The following is a 21,009-nucleotide window of genomic DNA, read 5'->3' as shown; positions in this document are numbered from 1 at the left end:
ATTTAATAGAATTACCTGCTAATACCTTAGCTATCAGATCATACTTTTTTTCAGGTGTCCATATCCTGTTACTGCTTTTATGTTTTAATCCATCAACACCATGTATATCAAATACCCTTACCCAAACCCTTACTTTTCTATTAAATTCTCTTTGGTTCATCTTTGAGTATTCAGGTACAGGTGTAGTAATGCCTTTCTTATAATTCTTTACACATTCAAGTTTAAACTGCCATGTATACTTCATATAAAAACCCTCCTTACTGGCTTATTGTCCAGTTTGGAGGGTACATATCATTTCTTGGGGATCTTCTTTATTTTGAGCCAGCAGCTCTTACTGCTGAAATCACAATGTTTCCTACAAGTTCAGATACAGGGGCTCCTCTTGAACAATCACAAATAACTTTATTAAATCCCTGTAACATAGGTCCATACGCATCGGCTTTTCCAAACTGCTGAATCAGTTTAACAGCCACATTTCCAACATTTAAATCTGGCCATATGATTACATTGGCCTTTCCAGCCACTGCACTTTCTCTTTTTACTTTTTTAGCTGCCACAGCTGGTGAAATCGCTGCATCCAGCTGGAATTCGCCATCAATATCCAGGTCCGGTCTTAATTCATTTGCGATTTTAACCGCTTCTGTTACTTTATCAATCAATTCACCTTGTCCCGATCCCAAAGTGGAATAAGAGACCATGGCACATCTTGGCTGCCAGTCCAATAGAGATTTAACCGTATCACATGCCGAAATCGCTATACTGGCCAATTGTTCTGCATTTGGATTGGTACAGACCGCACTGTCTCCTACCGCCAGTAAAGATCCTTCACTGCCATTGAATCCAGGAATATCACATAATCCTATACTTGAAATTGTAGCAATCCCTGGTTTTAAACCAATGATCATTTGTCCGGCCAACAAAACATCTCCTGTTGTATAGTCAATTCCTGCAAATGTGACATCCACATCTCCAACAGCCTGCATAACCATCGCATATTGAAGTGCATCCGCCATACGTCTATTCAATGCTTTTTCTTTTAGTCTGGTTTCCGGTAAAGCAATGTATCTTTCAATTAAAGAATGTTTATAAGTCTCTTCCTTTATATCAACGATGGTAAATACATCTGCATTGTATCCTCTTTCCTGAATTGTCTTACCAATTTCTTCTGGATTTCCAATCAGAACGGGATAGATATAACCATTTTCACCTGCCTGGTAAGCCGCTTCCATCATCTTTTCATTCAATGCTTCTGGAAACGCAACTTTCTGCGGATTTTGTTTTGCTTTTTCAAAAATCTGATCAATTACACTCATTCTACAGATTCCTTTTACATTTCTTCTTCAATTAAAGTAACCAGATCTCCAATTGTATTGCAGGCAGATGCATCCGATAACATTAAAGCAACATCCAATTCATTTTCAATTTCTGATACTAAAGCAACCATTTGTACACTGGCTCCGGATAAATCGGTTTTAAACGAAGTGGATTCTGATAATTCAGATACATCTTTTTTATAAGACATAGCCACCATTTCTAAAACCTGACTTAAAATTTCATTTCTTTCCATTTTTATTCTCCTTCTTTTTATAATTGGTCTTCATCAATTTCGAAAACAACGGTTTTTACACCAATGTCTCTATCCATAATTTTCGCATGTACATTTAATGGTAATTTTTTAGACAGTTCTTCTCGATTCTTTTTAGAAATTCCCAGAACTACACCATTAAATCTTGAACCCTCTTCCAGTTCAATTTCACCATAACAGAATTTTTTCATCTTCTTATATTCTGGTTTAGTTGATAAAGCAGCAGGTAAAACAATGGAATGAAGTTTTGCCTTACCGCTGATTTCTACCCATTCCGTTTCATAACTCCCACATTTATTGCAGGCATAGACAGGAGGGAATTCTACATTTCCACAATCAGGACATTTACGACCCAAGATTTTCCCTTCTTCAAGTGATGTGTAAAATTTTTCTACGACTTTTTCTAATCTAATCGCCATAAGATTCTCCCTCTTCTAATTCTTTAATAATGATCGATGCCACATTCTGTGCTCCACCATATCCACGTAAGAACGCTGTTTTTGGTTTAAATTTTACATTGCGATCGCCACATTCCTGCCAGATTTGTTTGCAGGCTTCATAAAAATCTGCCAATCCAGAAGCTGCATGAGCATGTCCAAAAGAAGTTCTCCCACCATTTGAATTGATTGGTTTATCTCCATCCCATGCGGTGCGACCTTCACAAATGTATTTCCATCCTTCTCCTTCAGGTAAATAACCCGCGATTTCAGCTGCAATCAAATGAGAAGTAATAATGAAATCATTGGCATAAAATAAATCAATATCTTTTCCTGACATACCTGTCAATTCGTACACTTGTCGAGTAGCTTCCTGTGTGGCAGCCACTTCAAAATGTGGAGTACTGGCTTCACAAGCTGCACTTCCAACACCTAAAACTTCAATTGGTTTATGTTTCAGATTCTTCGCAATTTCTGGAATTTTTTCAGTGGCACATACAACCAATGCAGCTGCACCATCGCATTTTAATTCCAGTCCTCCCGCTCTTAAGAAATCTCCCATTTTGGGATTGTATGGAGAATTCATATATTCTTCTAAAGTCATTCCCGCTTTTTCAGCCAGTTCTTCATACGTTGTTCTTTCAATTGCCAGTGGATTGACGGAAGCATTTTTTCGGTTGTTGATACACATCCAGTTTAACGTTTTATTCATTTCTTCATTTGTTAAACCACGTGTTCTCACATACCATTCCGCTGCGTCATCATAAATCAATTCCTGCCCAGCCATTAAAGTTCTTGTATATGTACGATCGTACAGCCAGGAAGTCGTCTTCAAAAATTTTTCCATTGTCATCTTTTCGCGTTTATATGGATGTTTTGGCGTTTCTACATTGTCAGCTGGAAACGGAGTAGAATCCCCAAATTCAACCGCTCCTGTCAATACACAGTCGTATTTACCAGAAGCAACGGCATTGACCGCCTGTTCAACCGCTAAATATCCAGTACAGCAAGCTTCTGAATGGTGAATGGACCCTTTTCCTTTCATACCAAACCAGTTACCGATTTGAATGTTTGGTGTTAAATAGTTTGAACCATTTAATGGAGACGCTTCTCCATGAAAATAAAAATCCACATTCTGAGGATTGACACCTGCATCTTCCATTGCTTTTAGAGCGGCATATCCAAATAATTCACCCTCTGTTAAACCATTTGTTTCTTCATTATCGACTGTATACATGAACGGAGTACATCCAACACCGATAATTGATACACTTCGAGCATATTTTCCTAATTTCTGCATTTTGTATTTCCTACCTTATTATTTTATTTTTTTCTACATGGAATTGGCTTCTTTGGACATTTTGGCTTTATAGCTCCAGCCAGAACAATCGCCCCTTGCGAACATACATCTATACACTTTCCACAGCGTGTACATTCATCGTTATCAATTACATGTACAAATTTATTTTTTCCTGAAATCGCATCTTCTTCGCAAACTTCCATACATTCTGTACATCCATTGCACTTTGACGCCAGAACATGAAATGTCATGAATTGTTTACAAACGCCAGCACGACATTGTTTTTTAGAAATGTGTTCATCAAACACTTCTCCTTGTTTATCCAAAGCAGTAAGCATTGCCTGAGCAATTTCTTTTCCATCATCACATAAAGCTTGTGTAACCATTAAGTTTGCAAGATCCGTTAATAAAACTTTATCTTCGCTTCTTGCTTTCCTTTCTGTAATGTCTTTTAAAATCATTTCAAACTGTGTAATTCCTTCATATCCAAATACACATTTTCCACAATCTTTACATGGATGAGCTTTTACTGAATCCAGAAGTACATTCACAACACATTGTTTTTCATCTAAATTTTTTATTTTTTCAACAACTGTCATAACATCCTCCTAGTATTCGTTCCAAAGTTTGACTTTCGATAACGTTAAACGTAAATCACACTGTAAACAGCGACCAGCTTCACATTTTGCCTGATCACAAGTCATCGGTTTTTCAATGGCATCAAATCCTGCACAGCGAGTTTTGGAATCCAGCATTTCTGGCTGCACTCTTTGTAGATGAGCAAATCCATCAATATGGCCAATAAATGGATTGGCAGCTTTACGCTGAACCAGAACTTCCTGAATGTTTCCATCTCCACCTAAATATTCATCAATAGCACTGGCGGATTCTCTTCCACCTGCAATGGCTTCAATAACGGAACGAGTACCTGTCACAACATCTCCAGAGGCAAATACACCTTCCATACTTGTTTTTGACTGAGTTGTTTTAATATATGGACCATGTGTTAATTCCAGTTCCATGCTTTCTGTTCCTTCTGGTTTTTGACCCACCGCAAAGATAACCGTATCCACACTCACGATATGCTGGGATCCTTCTTCCAGTTCAAGAACAGCTCTTCGATTTTCATCAAAGTAGAATCGATTGACTTTCTGAAGTTTAACCCCAGTTACTGTACTTTCTCCTGTGATTTCCAAAAAAGAATATCCTGCATGTAAAATAATGCCTTCTTCTTTTCCTTCCTCGATTTCATCCTTAGAAGCTGTCATTTTATCTATGGATTCAAGACAAGCAATATGAACTTCTTGAGCCCCGGATCGAATGGCAGTTCTTGCACAGTCATAAGCCACATTTCCTCCACCTAAAACCATCACTCGTTTTCCCACTGGAAGTTTTTCCTGACTTCTGGCTGCCTTTAAAAATTGCACATTTACATATACATTTGGTAAATCGTTTCCCGGTATAGGTAATTTTGTTCCCAGATGAGTACCAATGGATACAAGAACGGCATCAAATTCTTTTTTTAATTCTTTTGGTGATTTTGCGACTGTATTGCACTGAAGATCGATATTTCCCACTTCTAAAATGGTATTGATTTCCCGATCTAACATTTCATCCGGTAAACGATAGGATGGAATTCCATAACGACATTGCCCACCGGCTTTTTCATTCTTTTCAAATACAGTAACCGAATGCCCTTTTTTAGCCAGATAATACGCAGCTGTCAATCCAGAAGGTCCCGCACCAATCACGGCCACTTTCTTTCCTGTTGCTTCGCATTTCATAACTCTTTCTTTCCAGGCACCTGAATCATTGACTGCAGCCACCCGTTTTAATTTACAGATTGATACTGGCTGTCCCAATTCATTTCGTTTACATCCACTTTCACAGAAGTGTGTACATACAGAACCTAACACTTCCGGAAATGGTACTTTTTCTCGAATAATGGCTGTCGCTGTATCAAAATCTCCTTCTTTGATGGCTCTGATATAAGCGGGAATATCAATATGTGCTGGACAATTCGATCTGCATGGAACCACATTTTCCTGATAAGATCTTTGTTCATCCATGATTTTTATCTGATCAACGATCGATCCAGTTGGACACACTTCAATACAGGCACCACAGAAACGACATCCCGCATCCTCCAGGCTGGTACCTGCTTTGATTCCTGCACGAATGCCTGTCTCTGTTTTTACATAATCCAGAATGTTTACACCTCTTAAATCCTGACATGCACGTATGCATCGTCCACAGCGAATGCATCGAGTGAATAAATGTGAAATTAACGGATTGGAATCATCGTTTGGTACACTTCTTGATTTTTTTCTCCATCGCTCAGGACTAACCCCTAAATACTGATACAGCGACTGAAGTTCACACTTTCCATATTTTGGACAACCTGTACAGTCTGCAGGATGTGTTGCCAGCATCAATTCCATTGCCGTTTTACGCACCTTTGTTGCTTCCGGTCCATTTACTGTAATATTCATTCCTTCTTCTACTTTTGTCATACATGAAGGCACTGCCCCCTTGATTCCATCAATTTCAACAGAACAAAGACGGCAGCCTCCTTTTGCTTCTAAATCTGGATGACTACAAAGATGAGGAATATAAATACCCGCTTCTAAGGCAGCTTCTAAAATGGAACTGTCTTTTTTTGCTTCAATTTGTTTTCCATCTATTGTAATTATCATTTTTCACTCCTTAAATTATTCAAAATCCCATTCTTCTTCTAAATCCGCTGTTGCACTTTCAGCAGCAATGCGACCTGAATTTAAACAGAATCCCATAGTATTTCCAGAAAGGATAAATGGATATGAATCTCCGAATATATTACATGCATCCGTTCCTGCAGCAAACAATCCTGGAATCACTTTTGATTCCTGAGTTAAAACCTGCAGTTTATGATTTACTTTTACTCCACCCAAAGATCCATAAGCTCCAACATATTGTTTACAGCAGTAGAATGGACCTTTTTCGATTTTTTCCATGTATCTTCTATCTTTTTCGAAAATTTCATCAAATCCAGCTTCACAAGCTTCATTGTATTCTTCGATCTGTTCTAAGAATCCTTCTACATCAATTCCTGCTTTTTCAGCCAATTCTTCTAATGTATCCGCTTGTGTTACCGGTTCATAACCATTTTCAATATCGCGATTCCATTGTTCATCAAAATGATCAAATAAATCATGTGGATGAACATGAGATACAATATCTGGTCCTTTTTTCTTATATCTCTTTAACATTCTGGAATCAAAAATAGAGAACGCAATTTTACCAGGCTGTGAGGCAATCGCATTTCCAGTAAATGTTGTATTTCCAATCTGATCTTCTGGCATAAAACGATATCCATTTCGATTTACCCATAAACATGGTTGTCGGAATGCACCATCTAAAATAAAGTGATTCATATTGTCAGGTAACTGGTACATCAATTCCATGATTGGCTGTTCCTTTCCAGCACCAGCAGCCCAGCACATTTTGATTCCATCACCTTTCATACCAGGAACCGCAAAATTATAAATTGTCTTGGCATATTCAAATTCTGTTTCCTCTTTGATCATTTGAGGATTGTCTCCAAATCCACCTGTACATACAATAACGGCTTTGGCATTGACCACAACTTCTTCTCCGTTTTTATCAGTTGCTTTTACACCAACGGCTTTTCCATCTTCCATAATGATTTCTTTAGCCGGTGTTTCAAACAAGAATTCAACGCCCAATTCCACTGCTCTTTCTGTCATTTTTTTGATCATAGAAGTGGCAGCTCTTGGTCCAGGAATTCCTCCATCCAATGGTTTACAAACATGCCATGTAAATTCTCCATCACTATAAGCTCTTGTAGCTTCTGGAGCCGAGAATGCTCTTTGAACACCCACAAATTCAACACCCATATCCATTAACCAGTCGATTGTTTCTCCAGATTTGAAATAGTAATCTCTTACCAGTCTGGCATCCACTCTATAATGTGTAAAATACATATGTTTTCTGAACGCTTCTCCAGGTGTTAAGGAAATCATGTGATCTTTTTGAATACGAGATCCTACTCCTAAAGGTCCCATACCCATATTGGCTGCTCCACCTGTTGTTGTGGATTTTTCTAAAGCAATAACACTTGCTCCATTTTCAGCAGCTGTAATTGCTGCAGCTAAACCCGATAAACCAGCAGCAACCACTACTACATCAGTTTCTAAATTTCTCATTCTTTTTTCTCCTATTCTTTTACTATACTATCTGTGATTTTTTCACATGGCTGATTCCATAAGAAAGAAACAATAAATCCAACAATATAAATTGGAATGAAAGTTTCTAATATCCCAAAGATGAAAGCAATAAATGGAGCCCCATTTAACATCACAACATTGAAATACGTTAATACAATTTCATTGGCTACTACATAAACCAGATTTACAACTGCATTGATACACAATCCAAATGGTAATGAACCTGGTTTTGTTTTACATAATTTAGCAAATCCTATTCCCCATTTCACAGCTGGAACGCTCATTCCTACAATGAAAGATAAAACATAAGCAATCGCAAAATTAATAAAAAATAATTTCCAGACAATCATGCCAATTGCCAGCAATTGAGCCGTTATTGAAATAGCTGCTGCAATAGGAATGTTCATCAAAAGTGTATTGACTACACGCCATTTTGTACTTTTATTCATATTAGTCCTCTAATTCTTTAAATTTCTTTCCTTTATAACGAACGATTTTTTTAGCAACAATCTGTCTGTTTTCTGGATTCGCAAAGAATCCACCCTGTGTATGCCCGATTTCATCTAAATGCAATCCACGACCTTCTACCGTTGTTCGATCTTTCAACAAACCATTTTCCTGAATCACAAATTTCCATTTACCATCTTCGGTCTGAACCAGATTTCCACCTGCTCCACAAACCTGACATTCAATTGGATAATGCAATCCATCCCATTGTTTTTCACCCAGTACCAGTGCATTGGAATGACAGTTTGGACACCATCCCATATCTTCTTCTCCAAGCCATCCTCTTTCTGCGACAGGCGTTTTACAAGCTTTGATTATGTTTTGTCCCATCTTTTTAGCTCTTTCAATCAGATCATCTTTTAATAAGACCTGAGCTGGAGCTGGAACCTGTGTAGCTAGCATCATATCTACCACTTTAAAATCAGTAGTAAACATTGTAGCTGCCATCGCTTCTAAAGCCATAGATTGCCAGGCTCTTGTAGATCCTCCAACAGAAATAAGACCAGCTACTCGATCTCTATGTTCGATTGCACCGATTTTTTCTAAAAATGCAGTTTCATAACTTAACGATCTTTGTGCAAATCTTAAATAATTCGCAGATGGCATTAAATCATAGGTTGGAGCTGCAAAAATAACAGCATCCTGATCCAGGAGCAATTTCATGATTCGATCTTTATCATCCTTTTCCTGTAATGTACATCCAACATTTTTTCCCTGAGACATTCCAATTGTACAAGCTGTACACCCAGTACAATCCAATACATCATAGTCTCTTAAATTAATCATTCTGACTTCAGCTCCTGCTTCTTCACAAGCAATTAAAGCTTCCTTTAGTAATATTTCTGTATTACTGTCTTTTCTTCCTGAGGCTACCCCCATGACTTTAATTGGCATATTATTTCCTCCTCTTGCCTATTTGTTTCTATGTGAAAATGTTATCAAATACCTATGCAACAAACATCAAATAACAGACGAGTATATTGCCTTTTTTACGATTGTTTTTCCGACAAATGTAGCATAAAATGAAATTAATTATAAATAAGGTAATTTTATGTCGAAACTGAAAAACATCATCCAAAAAATAGAAGAAGTACACCAGATAAAAGTATATGGTGACTATCATCCAAATGATTTTGTAAAAGGAGTCCGTTTTCTAAACAAAGAAGATATCCGTTCTGTCTATCTTTCTCCAAACATTCTTTATTTATGTGATTATGACCTTATCCGTGATAAAAATGTATATGGTCTGATTCTTTGTGTAAACTGCATGGAGCCATCAAAAAACTTTTTATCCATTCAGGAAAACATTGATCTGTTTGAAATATCCAATTCCATTTTTGAAGTCCTCGATCAATTTGAAAATGTAGAACGTAAAAAACAATTGTTGTTTAATGTCCTTCATTCTGGAAATGGTTTAACCGAATTATTAAGAAATGCGTACAACTCAATTGAAAATCCTATACAGATACTCGATTCCAGCTATACCATTCTTGCCCGCTTTCCATTATCGGATCCCGATCCGATCTTTGAAGAAAAATACAATCGAAAATCATTAAAAAAAGAATTTGTGGAAAGAATGAAAAACCAGAATCTAAAAGATAAGATTCTTCATTCTGTTTATCCATTTAAAGTCTTTCTAAAAGATTTAAACTGCATTGCGATCTTTGAAAGCATTCGCATCAACAATTCCGTTGTAGGTTATCTTTTCATTAAATGTGAAAATAAAGAATTAACTGATGATGAATTGGATTTTGTGCATATATTGACACAAATGGTATCAATTCAGCTTCAAAAAGATGAACTGTATCAGAATCCTTATGCGATAAAATTTGATTTATTCTTAAAAGATCTTTTACTGGGACATTTAAAAAGTGAAAAGGAAGGAATTGTTACTTTAAAAGAATTTGGAGTCAAACCAAAAGAATTCTATTTCTTTATTGTCTGTGGATTTCAGGATTTAAGAAAAAGAAAACTGCCTCCAAATTATTACTGGATGCAGTTAAGACAGATATTTGACAACAGTATTACCTGTGTAGATAGAAATTATTACATCACTCTGATTTCCACAGATCATTTTGACGATTATATACTGAATATAGAAAGTCGTTTAGAATCTTTTTTATCAATGAATAAAATGAAAGCCGCTATCAGTTATCGATTCAATGATCTTCTGGATGCGAAAATATATGTAGAACAGGCAAAAAAACAGCTACAGCATAATTTAGCCTATCATGAAACAAATTCAATTTCGTATTACAAATATTTCTTCTTTGAACATCTGTATTTACTATCTGAAAATCAAAAAGAAATTGTTTCTTCTATTCATCCAGCTATTCGACAAATGGTGCAATATGATGAACTTCATAATACAAAATATACTTATACATTGGAAGTATATCTAAAAAATAACCGAAACGCTCCAGAAAGTGCAAAAGAATTGTACATTCATAAATCCACTTTATTTTATCGTTTCGCTAAAATGGAAGAATTGTTCAATCTTAAATTAAATCATTCCGATTCTTTATTCGCATATGAGTTTTCTTTACGTCTGATCAATATTCTGAAAGAAAGATAGATGAATTCAGTTACTTCAAATAGAAGAGCCGATCATTCATATTGAATTTCATCGTATTCATCAAAAAAACGTTTTTTTAAAAAGGTTAAAAAATATGGAATCGTAAATTTTGATCCATCAAATCCAATATTATTGTGAGTTAATTTAACTCCATAATGTATTGGAATTGATGGATTTTCTAATATCGTATTTAGAGATCGACTTCTGCCTCGATTGGCTTTAACCTCAATGGGAATGATTTCGTTTTTTACTCTTATTATAAAATCCAATTCAATCGTACTCTCTTTATTTCTATAAAAATACAATGAATATCCCAATTTCGTTAATGCTTCTGCCACAAGATTTTCATATATAGCACCAGAATAAATTCTAAAATTCCGGTTGATCCGAACATCCTTTTTTGATTCATCGTCCAAAGTTGCCATCAACAAAGATGTATCCGAGTAATACATACGATAATTTGTATAGTCTTCATATGCAGAAAAAGGAAAAGCACATTCATTCAAACAATAAGAAATGTTTACCATTCCTGGCATCCTGTATATTCTCTGGAACGAGCTCCATGTCCTAACTTCGATATTTGAAATTTATGATTTTCTTTTGATAGCTGACTTGTGATATGACGATATACATTTAATACTTTTGCGTAGTCCAATCCTTCTACATATTTTGTAATGTCATTTTCATAATCTGAATGAAGCTGACTTTGTTTTGAAAAAATATTTGAAAATGTTTTTTCTTTTATAAACGTATCTACAATTTCAGGCATTCCACCACAAAAAATATAATCCTGAAACAAATCACTTAACTTTTCAAAAATCGAATCTGGCAAAGGTTTCAACTCTTTTAAAAATGAATAAATGAACTCAATATTTTCTTCATTATAACCATTTGCCCATAAGAATTCCTCAAAATCCATAGAATACATCTGTACATCTTCTTTATATCCAACCGAAATACTGCTTACTTTTTTATAGTGATTTCCTAACATAGAACCAGAACAGATTACATCGTATTTTCCATCTTCTTTAAAAAACTTTAAAGAGGTTGTCGCATCTGGATATTCCTGAATTTCATCCAGTAAAATTAATGTCTGATAAGGTATAAATTCAAATTCTGGATTCAATAAAGACAATTCCTTTATGATCCTATTTGGATCGTATCCATGTTGAAACACACTTTTGTATTCTGGATTTTCCATAAAATTTATTTCAATAAAGCTCGGATAAGACTTTCCAAATTGTCTAATACTTGTCGTTTTCCCAATTTGGCGCGCTCCTTTTATAATTAATGGCTTATGTTCTCGTTGTTTCCAATCTTTTAAATAACTGTCAATTTTTCTCTTTAACATATAATTCACATTTTTGTAGTGCTTTTTCAAGTGTTTTTCCACATTTTTTGTAAAAGTAAAAAAAACAGTCAAAGAATATGACTGTTTTGTATATAAAATCATTATTTTGATAATTCATGAAAAACATGCTGAGCCGCAATAGCTCCATCATTTGTAGCGGTAACGACCTGTCTTAAATCTTTTTGAATGACATCTCCTGCTGCATAGATTCCTTTTATACTTGTTTCCATGTTTTTATCTACGATCACATAGCCTCTATCATCACAGATTCCTAAATTCTGTATGCTTTGTGTCATTGGATCCTGTCCTATATAAGGAAAAATTCCTGAACAGGATAAAGTCTGTGTTTCTCTGGTATCTACATTTTCTAATACAATTCCACATACTTTTCCATTTTCACTTAAAATCTGTTTTGGAATGTGTTTTGTGATAATTTTTATTCTGTCATTGGATTCCACCTGTTCCTGAATGTTTTTTTCTGCTCTAAAAACATCTCTTCGAATCACAATGGTCACATTGGCAAATTTTGTCAGATATAAAGATTCTTCTAAAGCTGAATTTCCGCCTCCAATGACAACTACATCTTTATCTTTAAAGAACGCTCCATCACAGACAGCACAGAAGGAAACCCCTCTTCCAATGTTTTCCTGTTCGCCAGGAATGTTCAACAAACGCTCTTTGGTTCCTGTTGCGATCAATACAGCTTTGGCCTGAATCTCTTGTCCATCAAAGAGTTTTACCACTTTATCTTTTGTGATTTCAATGACATCTCCATATTCATATACCGCTCCAAAAGAAGTTGCCTGTTCAAACATCTTCATAGCCAGATCCACACCGGATGAAGCACCGACTCCTGGATAATTAGCAATTTCATATGTTTTGACAAGTTTTCCTCCTGGCGCTCCATTGTCCAGCAATAATGTAGACAATCCAGCTCGAGAAGCATACAGACTGGCTGTACATCCAGCTGGTCCAGCTCCTACAATTACCAAATCGAAGTATCGTTCCATGTTCTTTTCTCCTTACAAATTGAAATTAAATCTCTTAAATCGCGAATGATATAATCCGGATTGGCTTGGTTCATCTGTTCAATGCGATCTTCATCTTTTGAAAATCCAACCGAAATCATTGCCACATCTTTTGCGGATAAGATATCACTTTTGGCATCTCCCACATAAATAACATTATCTCGAGATACATTCATTCTAGAACAGGCTTCAATCAGTCCTGTTCCACTTGGTTTTGGAATCGGTAAATCTTCTTTTCCCAGCAATACATCAAAATAAGGTTCAAAATGATTTACCTGTACTCCCAGTTCTACCGCTTTGATTCGTTTATTGGATACAATACCTAAATGATATCCGTCTTTTTTTAATGTTTCCAGTAATTCTGTAGCATGATCGATCTCTTTTAACATTGTATAATGCAGATCCAGATTGATCTGCTGATAACGCTCGATGATCTCTTCAATTTCTTCTTCTTTAAAATATTTCCCAAATGACTCTTCTAAAGTTGGTCCAAAAAAAGAATTCAGTTCTTCCTGACTCAGTTGAATGTCCAGTTTTCTTTCTTTAAAGACCTGAACAAAAGTTTCAAATATCATCTGTTTACTGTCCTGAAGCGTTCCATCCAGATCAAATAAAACAACTGGTTTTTCATATTTATATCCAATTCCACACAATCCCAGTACTCCAATTAACACCAGTAATAAAGAGACCAGCTGCGCAATACGAACAGGACCTAACATTAATGAATCGGTTCTTAATCCTTCAATAAAGAAACGAATCATTCCATACCAGATACAATATAAAAATCCAGCATCTCCCTGTTTCTTTAATCCTCTTTTACGAATACAATAGATTAAAATAAATCCGATTACATTTAATGCACTTTCATATAGAAAAGTTGGATGATGATATTGTCCATTGATATACATTTTATTTTTAATAAAATCTGGAAAATGATCGATAAAGGATTCACTTACCACTCCACCAAAGGCTTCCTGGTTCATAAAATTTCCCCATCTTCCAAATGCCTGAGCTATCATTACATTAGGTAAAATACAATCCATCATACGATAGATCGATACTTTTTTCTTTTTAAAATAATAAAGACTGAATAAAATGCCAGCAATCAATCCTCCATGTATTGCCAGACCTCCATGCCAGATTTTAATAATTTCTTCTAAATGTAAAGAATAATAATCCCATTCAAAAATCACATAATAAATACGAGCACCCAGTATTCCAAAAAACATCATAGGAATGACATAATCTTCTAATACACTGGAAGAATATTTCCATTTTTTCATCGTTCTTTGTGACAATTCATAGGCAACCACCACACCCGTTAAAATAAATAAGGCATACCAGGTAATGGTAAAAGGACCAAAAGAAAGAAATATTTTATCATTCACTTTTTACTTCCTCCTCTTCGTTCTTTTCAATTTCCTGCAGAACCAGATTCTCTATTTCTTTTGCGGCATCTTTTCCATCTCTTAATAACATATAATGGAATACAGCTGTTTCAATAATTGTAGCCATTGGACGACCCATACTGATTGGAATCTGAAGCTTTAATATTTTTACTCCTAAAATATCCACATATTCTTTTTCTTCAATTCCCACTCGATCGTAATCTGCTTTATCATTAAACGGAACCAATTCAATCTGTAAAGAAATTTCGCATTCTTTGGCATAAGAGCCCACTCCATACATACGAGCGACATTAATGATTCCAACCCCTCTTAGTTCCATAAATCCTTCCAGCATTCTGGAAGTGCGTCCAATTAGATTGTTGTGAATTTTGTAACAGTCAATGCGATCATCGGCAATCAGCTGATGTCCTTTCTGAATCAGACTTAAGGCAATTTCGCTTTTTCCCATTCCACTTTCTCCAACGATCATGACCCCAATTCCATGAATGCGCATCAGTTCTCCATGAATAACAATGGATGGAGCTAATTTTTCATCCAGGTAACTTGTGATTCGTACACTGGTATTGGTTGTGGTTTCATTGGTTGAAAAAACCGCTAAATCTTTACGATTGGCGATTTCTTTTAATACTTCCGGACAAGCGTGACCATTGGTGATAACGATTCCTGGTGTGGATTCGCTGGTAATGAATTCAAAATTGCGACGTTGGGCAATTTCATCCATTTTATTGGTAATATAATGAATTTCTTTATTTCCAATGACAACAACTCTTTTCTGCTGACCATATTCGAAATAACCCGCCAGTTCCAGTCCAGGTCGGTTGATATCCGCTAAATGGATCGGTCTTTTTAAAGATTCCTTATCGCCAGCAATCTGTGTCCAGTTAAAATAATCCGCTAAATCTTTAATTGTGACTTTACACACGATCATGACCTCCTTTCTAAAAGTGGTTTTAAGTACTGTCCTGTATAACTTTCTTCACATTGAGCCACCTGTTCGGGAGTTCCTGTACATACAACACTTCCTCCATCACTTCCACCTTCTGGCCCCATATCAATAATATAATCCGCACATTTGATAACATCTAAATTGTGCTCAATAACCACTACCGTATCTCCATTATCCACAAGTCTTTGCAGCACTTCAATTAATTTTTTTACATCTTCACTATGTAACCCCGTTGTTGGTTCATCTAAGACAAAGACCGTTTTTCCAGTGGCTTTTCTTTGAAGCTCACTGGCAAGTTTTACACGCTGGGCTTCTCCTCCTGATAAAGTGGTAGCACTTTGTCCCAGTTTAATATAAGACAGTCCTACATCATATAAAGTCTGAAGACGATGAGAAATCTTTGAAATATTTTTAAAGAATTCCAGACCTTCTTCCACCGTCATATTTAATACATCGGAAATGGTTTTTCCTTTGTATTGTACCTGTAGAGTTTCTTCGTTATATCTTGTACCATGACACTGGTCACAAGGCACATAGACATCTGGAAGGAAATGCATTGAAATTCTTAAAATTCCATCTCCCTGACAGGCATCGCATCTTCCTCCTTTTACATTAAAAGAGAATCGTGACTTATCATAACCTAACATTTTTGCCTGTTTTGTGGATGCAAACAGATCTCGAATGTCATCAAAAACACCTGTATAAGTAGCTGGATTGGATCGTGGTGTTCGACCAATAGGATCCTGTCCAATTTCAATGATCTTATCTACATTTTCTAATCCTTTAATTTCTTTACACTGTCCAGGTTTAATGCGCACACGTCCCAGATAATTCTGAATTCCATGTGTTAACACTTCGGTAATCAGACTGGATTTTCCAGAACCCGATACTCCAGTTATTACATTCAGACAGCCTAATTTGATATCTACTGTTACCTTCTTTAAGTTATTCTGCGTTGCCTGTACAATGCGTAATTTTTTTCCGTTTCCTTTACGACGAACAGCTGGAACTTCAATTTTCTTTCGACCACTCAAATACATTCCTGTAATCGAAGTGGGATGATTCATGATTTCTTCGGGTGTTCCCTGAGCCACTACCTGACCTCCATGCACACCGGCACCTGGTCCAATATCCACAATATAGTCACTGGCTCTCATTGTATCTTCATCGTGTTCGACCACAATTAAAGTATTGCCCAGATCCCGCATTTCTTTTAAAGAGGCAATCAGTTTATCGTTATCCCTTTGATGAAGTCCAATGCTTGGTTCATCCAGTACATACATAACACCAGTTAAACGAGATCCAATCTGTGTTGCCAGACGAATTCTCTGGGCTTCTCCTCCTGATAAGGTAGAAGCTAGACGATCTAAAGTAATATAAGATAAACCTACATTGTTTAAGAATGTTAATCGGTTAGCAATTTCTTTTACAATTAAACGACTGATGTTTTTCTGCATTTCATTTAATGAAAGATGAGATATAAAATCTAAAGCTTCTTTAACACTGAAACAGCAGAATTCATATATATTTTTATTTCCAATTCGAACACTCAATGCTTTTTCATTTAATCGTGCTCCATGACATTTTAAACAGATACAATCCGATAAATAAGAAGCATACCACTCTCTTGAAGAGGAAGAAGATGTTTCCATATATCGTCTTTCGATCATAGGAATGACCCCTTCTATAAAATCATTCTTTTTGGAATGAATTCCACCTCTTGAATGCGTTTCATATTGAATCGGTACATCGCTTCCATACAACAGATAATTCAATTGTTCTTTAGGAAGATCTTTAATTGGAATGTTTTTATCAATATCATAATAATCAATCAGAGCCTGCACTCTTTGCCATTCTAAATTTTCAGTATTCACAATGTTTTTATAAAACTGAATTCCACCCTGATTGATACTTTTTGATGGATCCGGTATCAGTAAATCAATATCAACCTGCTGTGTAAATCCTAACCCTTTACAAGCTGGACAAGCTCCAAATGGAGCATTAAAAGAAAACAGTTTCGGTTCCAATTTAGGCACTGAAAATCCACATACTTTACAGGCATAATTGCTGGAAAACAGAAATTCATCTTCTTTTGTCATACAGATGGCTAAACCATCACTTAATTTTAAAGCTGTTTCTAAAGAATCATAAAAACGGGAACGATCATCTGATTTTACGATACGATCGACTACTACATCTATAGTATGTTTTTTATTTTTTTCTAAAGAATCGATTTCTTCCAAATAAACAATTTCCCCGTCTATACGAGCTCGAACATAGCCTTCTTTCATTAATTTTTCAATTAAATCTTTATGCGTTCCTTTTTTTCCTTCTAAAATAGGACTTAAAATCGTACATCGAGTCTTATCCGGTAATTCCATAATCCGATCGACCATTTCTTTGATCGTATTTCCTGTAATAGGTTCATTATGTTTCGGACAGTAAGGGACTCCAATACGAGCATATAATAAACGCAGATAATCATAGATTTCTGTAACCGTACCCACTGTTGAACGCGGATTGTTTGAAGTGGTCTTCTGATCAATGGCAATTGCTGGAGATAACCCCTCAATCTGATCCACATCGGGTTTTTCACTATTTCCCAGAAACTGACGGGCATAGGCCGATAAAGATTCCATATATCGTCTTTGTCCTTCTGCATAAATGGTATCAAAAGCCAGAGAAGTCTTTCCACTTCCAGAAACACCTGTCATAATAACCAGCTGATTTTTTGGAATATCAATGTCGATATTCTTCAGATTGTTTTCTCTTGCTCCTTTAATTTTTATATATTTATATTCCATAATTTCCTCTTTTTCCTATTCTATTATATACTGTTTCTCTTGTATATAATAAAAGAGAATCTAAGATTCTCTCATAAACAATATGCCATTGATTGCCAAACAAATAATATATAAGAAAGAATAAGAATTAAATAAAGTCTGGTCTCCATACATATTTTCAAACACAAAAAATGAAAATGTACATAGAAAAAGTAAAACCATACTTACTTTTTTCATCCAATCTTTCCCCTTTGAAAGCCATATCAATGTTGTACATAAATCTGTTACAACCATACATATTAAGTTTATAATTGAATACGTCATGCTTCTATTCTATCAAAAAAACTTTCAGAAACAAACAAATAACCTTGAGTTCTTTTCTTAAAAATGGTATTGTTTGTCCATGAGCAAGGGCGTTCATTAAAGCAATGACTTTAATGCGCCCTTTTTTATATGGAAGGAGACAATTATATGGAACACATACATGAAGAATGTGGTGTCTTTGGGATTTTTTCACAAACCAGAAAAGATGTAGCTTCTTTAAGTTATTATGCTTTATATTCTTTACAGCATAGAGGACAGGAAAGTGCTGGAATCGTTGTCAATGACGATGGAATTTTAAATGTGTATAAAGATAAAGGTCTGGTCAGTGAAGTCTTTATACAGGATCATCTTCATTCATTACCACAAGGTCGTATTGCCATTGGTCATGTCCGTTATGGAACAACCGGTTTAGATGCCAAGAAAAATGCACAGCCTATCTGTATCAATCATATGAAAGGAAATCTAGCTTTAGCTCATAATGGAAATCTTGTGAATTCTTATGAATTAAGAAAAGAACTGGAAAGTACAGGATCTATTTTCTATACCACAAGTGATACAGAAAGCATTGTATATACAATCGTAAAAGAAAGATTAACTTCAAAAAGTATTGAAGAAGCCGTTTATAAAGCTGTACAGAAACTGGAAGGAGCCTTTTCTTTAGTGATCTCCAGTCCATCCAAACTGATTGCAGTACGAGATCCTCACGGTTTCAGACCTTTATGTATGGGAAAAAGAGACGATGGAGATATTGTATTTGCTTCAGAAACCTGCGCTTTAGATGCAGTAGGTGCTCATTTTGTACGAGATATATTGCCTGGTGAAATCGTAACCGTTTCTTCTTCTGGTATTCATACCAATAAATCCTTATGTGAAACGTGTAAGAAATCTCTTTGTGCTTTTGAATATATTTATTTTGCACGCTCCGATTCCATTATTGATGGACACAGTGTTCATTTGGCTCGTCAGAAATGCGGTGAATTTTTAGCTAAAAGTGATACGGTAAAAGCCGATCTGGTCATCGGGGTTCCTGATTCTGGTCTGGATGCTGCTTTAGGATATGCCAATGCATCCGGTATTCCATATGCTAATGGATTTGTGAAAAACAAATATATAGGAAGAACTTTTATTTCCCCAACCAATTCACAGCGTACCAAAGAATTAAACATTAAATTAAATCCCATTCGTTCCGTTATTAATGGAAAACGTATTATTTTAGTGGATGATTCCATTGTTCGTGGTTCCACATGTCGAAGGATCATTCGTTCCTTAAGAGAAGCAGGAGCTAAAGAAATCCATATGCGTATTTCTTCTCCACCTTTTATTGGAGCCTGTTACTATGGAACAGATATTGACGATCCTGAAAAACTGATTGCCAACCAGCATACAATAAAAGAAATTGCGGATATCATCGAAGTAGACTCTTTGAATTATTTAACAGTAGAACAATTAAAACAGATTGTACCGAATGGAAAAGAATTATGTACAGCCTGTTTTGATTTAAAATATCCAACAAGAATTGCGAATCATCAAAGTAAATCTAAATTTGAAAATAAGATAAAATTTTAGTCGGTTCAGTATAGAACCGACTCTTTTTTATTATTATGATTATTCAATACCTGCAGCATAAGAAGTCAAAAATTAACGTATCTTAATTTTCCTCTTATGTAATTCTATTCCATGATATGTGTTAAATAATTCACATCATTTATTTTATAGTAATATATATATATATATCTAGAGAAGTTGGGGAAAGATTATGAATTCTTTAATATGTGATGAAAATAAAGCCGATGCTTTGTATCTTAAAGATTTATTGAAATATGAGTTTTTTTTAGATATTAAATTAGAAAATAAAAATGGAATTGAATTGGGAATTCAGATCAAAGAAGAATTTCCAAATTTACATATTATTTTAACTTCTGCTTTTAAAGAATATCTGGAAAATGGATATAAGACAAAAGCAGACCGTTTTTTTGTCAAACCCATTCAGGAATCTTTATTTAAAACAGAAATGAAACAATTGCTTCTTTCTTATAATAAAAAAGAACCTGTATTTTACGATCCAAATGTATCGAATGTACGTATTCCTTATAAAAATATTATGTATATTGAATATATGGATCGATATACCTATATTGATTTAAACAATCATAAAGTTTTAAAAACAAAATATAAAATGTATGAATGGCTGGAACTTTTGAAAAATTTATATTTTGCCCAATCTTATAAATCTATTTTAATCAACCTTAATTATGTAAATGAAATAAAAAAGAAAGATGTTGTTTTAGAAGATGGATTTCTACTTCCTTTATCTAAACACTTTCATAAATCCTTTGAACAAAAATGGGTTGATTTTATAATGCATTAGTGTGTAGAAAGCCATTCCTTAACCTGAGTGATCTTGCATTCCAAAGCCTTTGCGATTTTATCCAGATCCAGTCCCATTTCATATAGATTATGGGCTGTAGATATATTTCCTTCCGTTCTTCCATTTTGACACAAAAAAAAGAATCTATTTCTTTGAATAGATTCATTTGG

At 35.2% G+C, this 21,009-nt stretch carries 20 protein-coding genes and 1 pseudogene; 3 read left to right on the top strand and 18 right to left on the bottom strand.

The window, feature by feature from the left end; all coding sequences use genetic code 11:
* The 10 genes and pseudogenes from FYJ50_RS02360 to FYJ50_RS02315 all read right to left on the bottom strand — a co-directional run.
* A pseudogene (locus tag FYJ50_RS02360) lies at window positions 1-244 on the bottom strand (hypothetical protein); the annotation flags it as partial.
* Window positions 245-311: 67 nt separating this feature from the next.
* Window positions 312-1,313 carry a phosphate acyltransferase gene (locus FYJ50_RS02355; RefSeq protein WP_154459435.1) on the bottom strand — a complete coding sequence of 334 codons (1,002 nt, stop codon included), beginning with the start codon at window positions 1,311-1,313 and terminating at the stop codon, window positions 312-314.
* Window positions 1,314-1,327: 14 nt separating this feature from the next.
* Window positions 1,328-1,567, bottom strand: a complete 240-nt coding sequence (locus FYJ50_RS02350) for an acyl carrier protein (protein WP_154459434.1) — start codon at window positions 1,565-1,567, stop codon at window positions 1,328-1,330.
* A 17-nt stretch (window positions 1,568-1,584) separates the two neighbouring features.
* Window positions 1,585-2,004, bottom strand: coding sequence for a Zn-ribbon domain-containing OB-fold protein (locus FYJ50_RS02345; RefSeq protein ID WP_154459433.1), 420 nt, complete (start codon window positions 2,002-2,004; stop codon window positions 1,585-1,587).
* Window positions 1,994-3,322 carry a thiolase family protein gene (locus FYJ50_RS02340; protein ID WP_154459432.1) on the bottom strand — a complete coding sequence of 443 codons (1,329 nt, stop codon included), beginning with the start codon at window positions 3,320-3,322 and terminating at the stop codon, window positions 1,994-1,996. Before FYJ50_RS02340 ends, FYJ50_RS02345 begins: the two co-directional genes overlap by 11 nt.
* A 23-nt stretch (window positions 3,323-3,345) precedes the next feature.
* The gene (locus tag FYJ50_RS10620) at window positions 3,346-3,921 is read right to left on the bottom strand and encodes an indolepyruvate ferredoxin oxidoreductase subunit alpha (protein WP_154459431.1); all 576 of its coding nucleotides are present in this window, start codon (window positions 3,919-3,921) and stop codon (window positions 3,346-3,348) included.
* Between the two features lie 9 nt (window positions 3,922-3,930).
* On the bottom strand, window positions 3,931-6,018 hold the full coding sequence (locus tag FYJ50_RS02330; RefSeq protein WP_154459430.1) for an FAD-dependent oxidoreductase: 2,088 nt from the start codon (window positions 6,016-6,018) through the stop codon (window positions 3,931-3,933).
* A 15-nt stretch (window positions 6,019-6,033) separates the two neighbouring features.
* Window positions 6,034-7,527, bottom strand: a complete 1,494-nt coding sequence (locus tag FYJ50_RS02325; protein ID WP_154459429.1) for an FAD-dependent oxidoreductase — start codon at window positions 7,525-7,527, stop codon at window positions 6,034-6,036.
* Window positions 7,528-7,538: 11 nt separating this feature from the next.
* On the bottom strand, window positions 7,539-7,997 hold the full coding sequence (locus FYJ50_RS02320; RefSeq protein WP_154459428.1) for a hypothetical protein: 459 nt from the start codon (window positions 7,995-7,997) through the stop codon (window positions 7,539-7,541).
* A gap of 1 nt (window position 7,998) precedes the next feature.
* Window positions 7,999-8,949, bottom strand: a complete 951-nt coding sequence (locus FYJ50_RS02315) for a flavodoxin family protein (protein ID WP_154459427.1) — start codon at window positions 8,947-8,949, stop codon at window positions 7,999-8,001.
* 157 nt (window positions 8,950-9,106) lie between these two features.
* On the opposite strand from FYJ50_RS02315, the gene FYJ50_RS02310 reads away from it, so the two are divergent.
* Window positions 9,107-10,630 (top strand): helix-turn-helix domain-containing protein, encoded by a 1,524-nt coding sequence (locus tag FYJ50_RS02310; RefSeq protein WP_154459426.1) that lies wholly within the window; start codon window positions 9,107-9,109, stop codon window positions 10,628-10,630.
* 32 nt (window positions 10,631-10,662) lie between these two features.
* Here FYJ50_RS02310 and FYJ50_RS10495 read toward each other — a convergent pair whose 3' ends face one another.
* From FYJ50_RS10495 to FYJ50_RS10485, 7 genes are all read right to left on the bottom strand, one after another.
* On the bottom strand, window positions 10,663-11,157 hold the full coding sequence (locus FYJ50_RS10495) for a DUF4143 domain-containing protein (RefSeq protein WP_205946383.1): 495 nt from the start codon (window positions 11,155-11,157) through the stop codon (window positions 10,663-10,665).
* A complete protein-coding gene (locus tag FYJ50_RS10490; RefSeq protein WP_205946382.1) occupies window positions 11,151-11,981 on the bottom strand; it encodes an ATP-binding protein in 831 nt (276 codons plus the stop codon). The genes FYJ50_RS10495 and FYJ50_RS10490 overlap by 7 nt, the downstream gene beginning before the upstream one ends.
* A 101-nt stretch (window positions 11,982-12,082) precedes the next feature.
* A complete protein-coding gene (locus tag FYJ50_RS02300) occupies window positions 12,083-12,991 on the bottom strand; it encodes an NAD(P)/FAD-dependent oxidoreductase (protein ID WP_154459425.1) in 909 nt (302 codons plus the stop codon).
* Window positions 12,967-14,397: a prolipoprotein diacylglyceryl transferase gene (gene lgt, locus FYJ50_RS10815; protein WP_338082983.1), complete on the bottom strand. Its 1,431-nt coding sequence runs from the start codon at window positions 14,395-14,397 to the stop codon at window positions 12,967-12,969. The genes FYJ50_RS02300 and lgt overlap by 25 nt, the downstream gene beginning before the upstream one ends.
* Entirely contained in the window at window positions 14,390-15,346 is a 957-nt protein-coding gene (gene hprK, locus FYJ50_RS02290; RefSeq protein WP_154459424.1) for an HPr(Ser) kinase/phosphatase, read from the bottom strand. The genes lgt and hprK overlap by 8 nt, the downstream gene beginning before the upstream one ends.
* Complete coding sequence (gene uvrA, locus FYJ50_RS02285; protein ID WP_154459423.1) at window positions 15,343-18,168, bottom strand: excinuclease ABC subunit UvrA; 2,826 nt, start codon at window positions 18,166-18,168, stop codon at window positions 15,343-15,345. The genes hprK and uvrA overlap by 4 nt, the downstream gene beginning before the upstream one ends.
* Window positions 18,169-18,228: 60 nt before the next feature.
* The gene (locus FYJ50_RS10485; RefSeq protein WP_205946381.1) at window positions 18,229-18,471 is read right to left on the bottom strand and encodes a hypothetical protein; all 243 of its coding nucleotides are present in this window, start codon (window positions 18,469-18,471) and stop codon (window positions 18,229-18,231) included.
* A gap of 147 nt (window positions 18,472-18,618) precedes the next feature.
* Between FYJ50_RS10485 and purF the strand changes: the two genes are divergently transcribed.
* Together purF and FYJ50_RS02270 are read left to right on the top strand one after the other, a co-directional pair.
* A complete protein-coding gene (gene purF / locus FYJ50_RS02275; protein ID WP_154459421.1) occupies window positions 18,619-20,037 on the top strand; it encodes an amidophosphoribosyltransferase in 1,419 nt (472 codons plus the stop codon).
* A gap of 190 nt (window positions 20,038-20,227) precedes the next feature.
* Window positions 20,228-20,839, top strand: a complete 612-nt coding sequence (locus FYJ50_RS02270; protein WP_154459420.1) for a LytR/AlgR family response regulator transcription factor — start codon at window positions 20,228-20,230, stop codon at window positions 20,837-20,839.
* Here FYJ50_RS02270 and FYJ50_RS02265 read toward each other — a convergent pair.
* Complete coding sequence (locus FYJ50_RS02265) at window positions 20,836-20,973, bottom strand: hypothetical protein (RefSeq protein ID WP_205946380.1); 138 nt, start codon at window positions 20,971-20,973, stop codon at window positions 20,836-20,838. The genes FYJ50_RS02270 and FYJ50_RS02265 overlap by 4 nt on opposite strands.
* Between the last annotated feature and the right edge of the window lie 36 nt (window positions 20,974-21,009).

The organism is Floccifex porci (assembly GCF_009696175.1).
In the GTDB taxonomy this organism is placed as follows: Bacteria; Bacillota_I; Bacilli_A; order Erysipelotrichales; family Erysipelotrichaceae; genus Floccifex; species Floccifex porci.
This window is presented reverse-complemented; position numbering and strand designations above follow the sequence as displayed.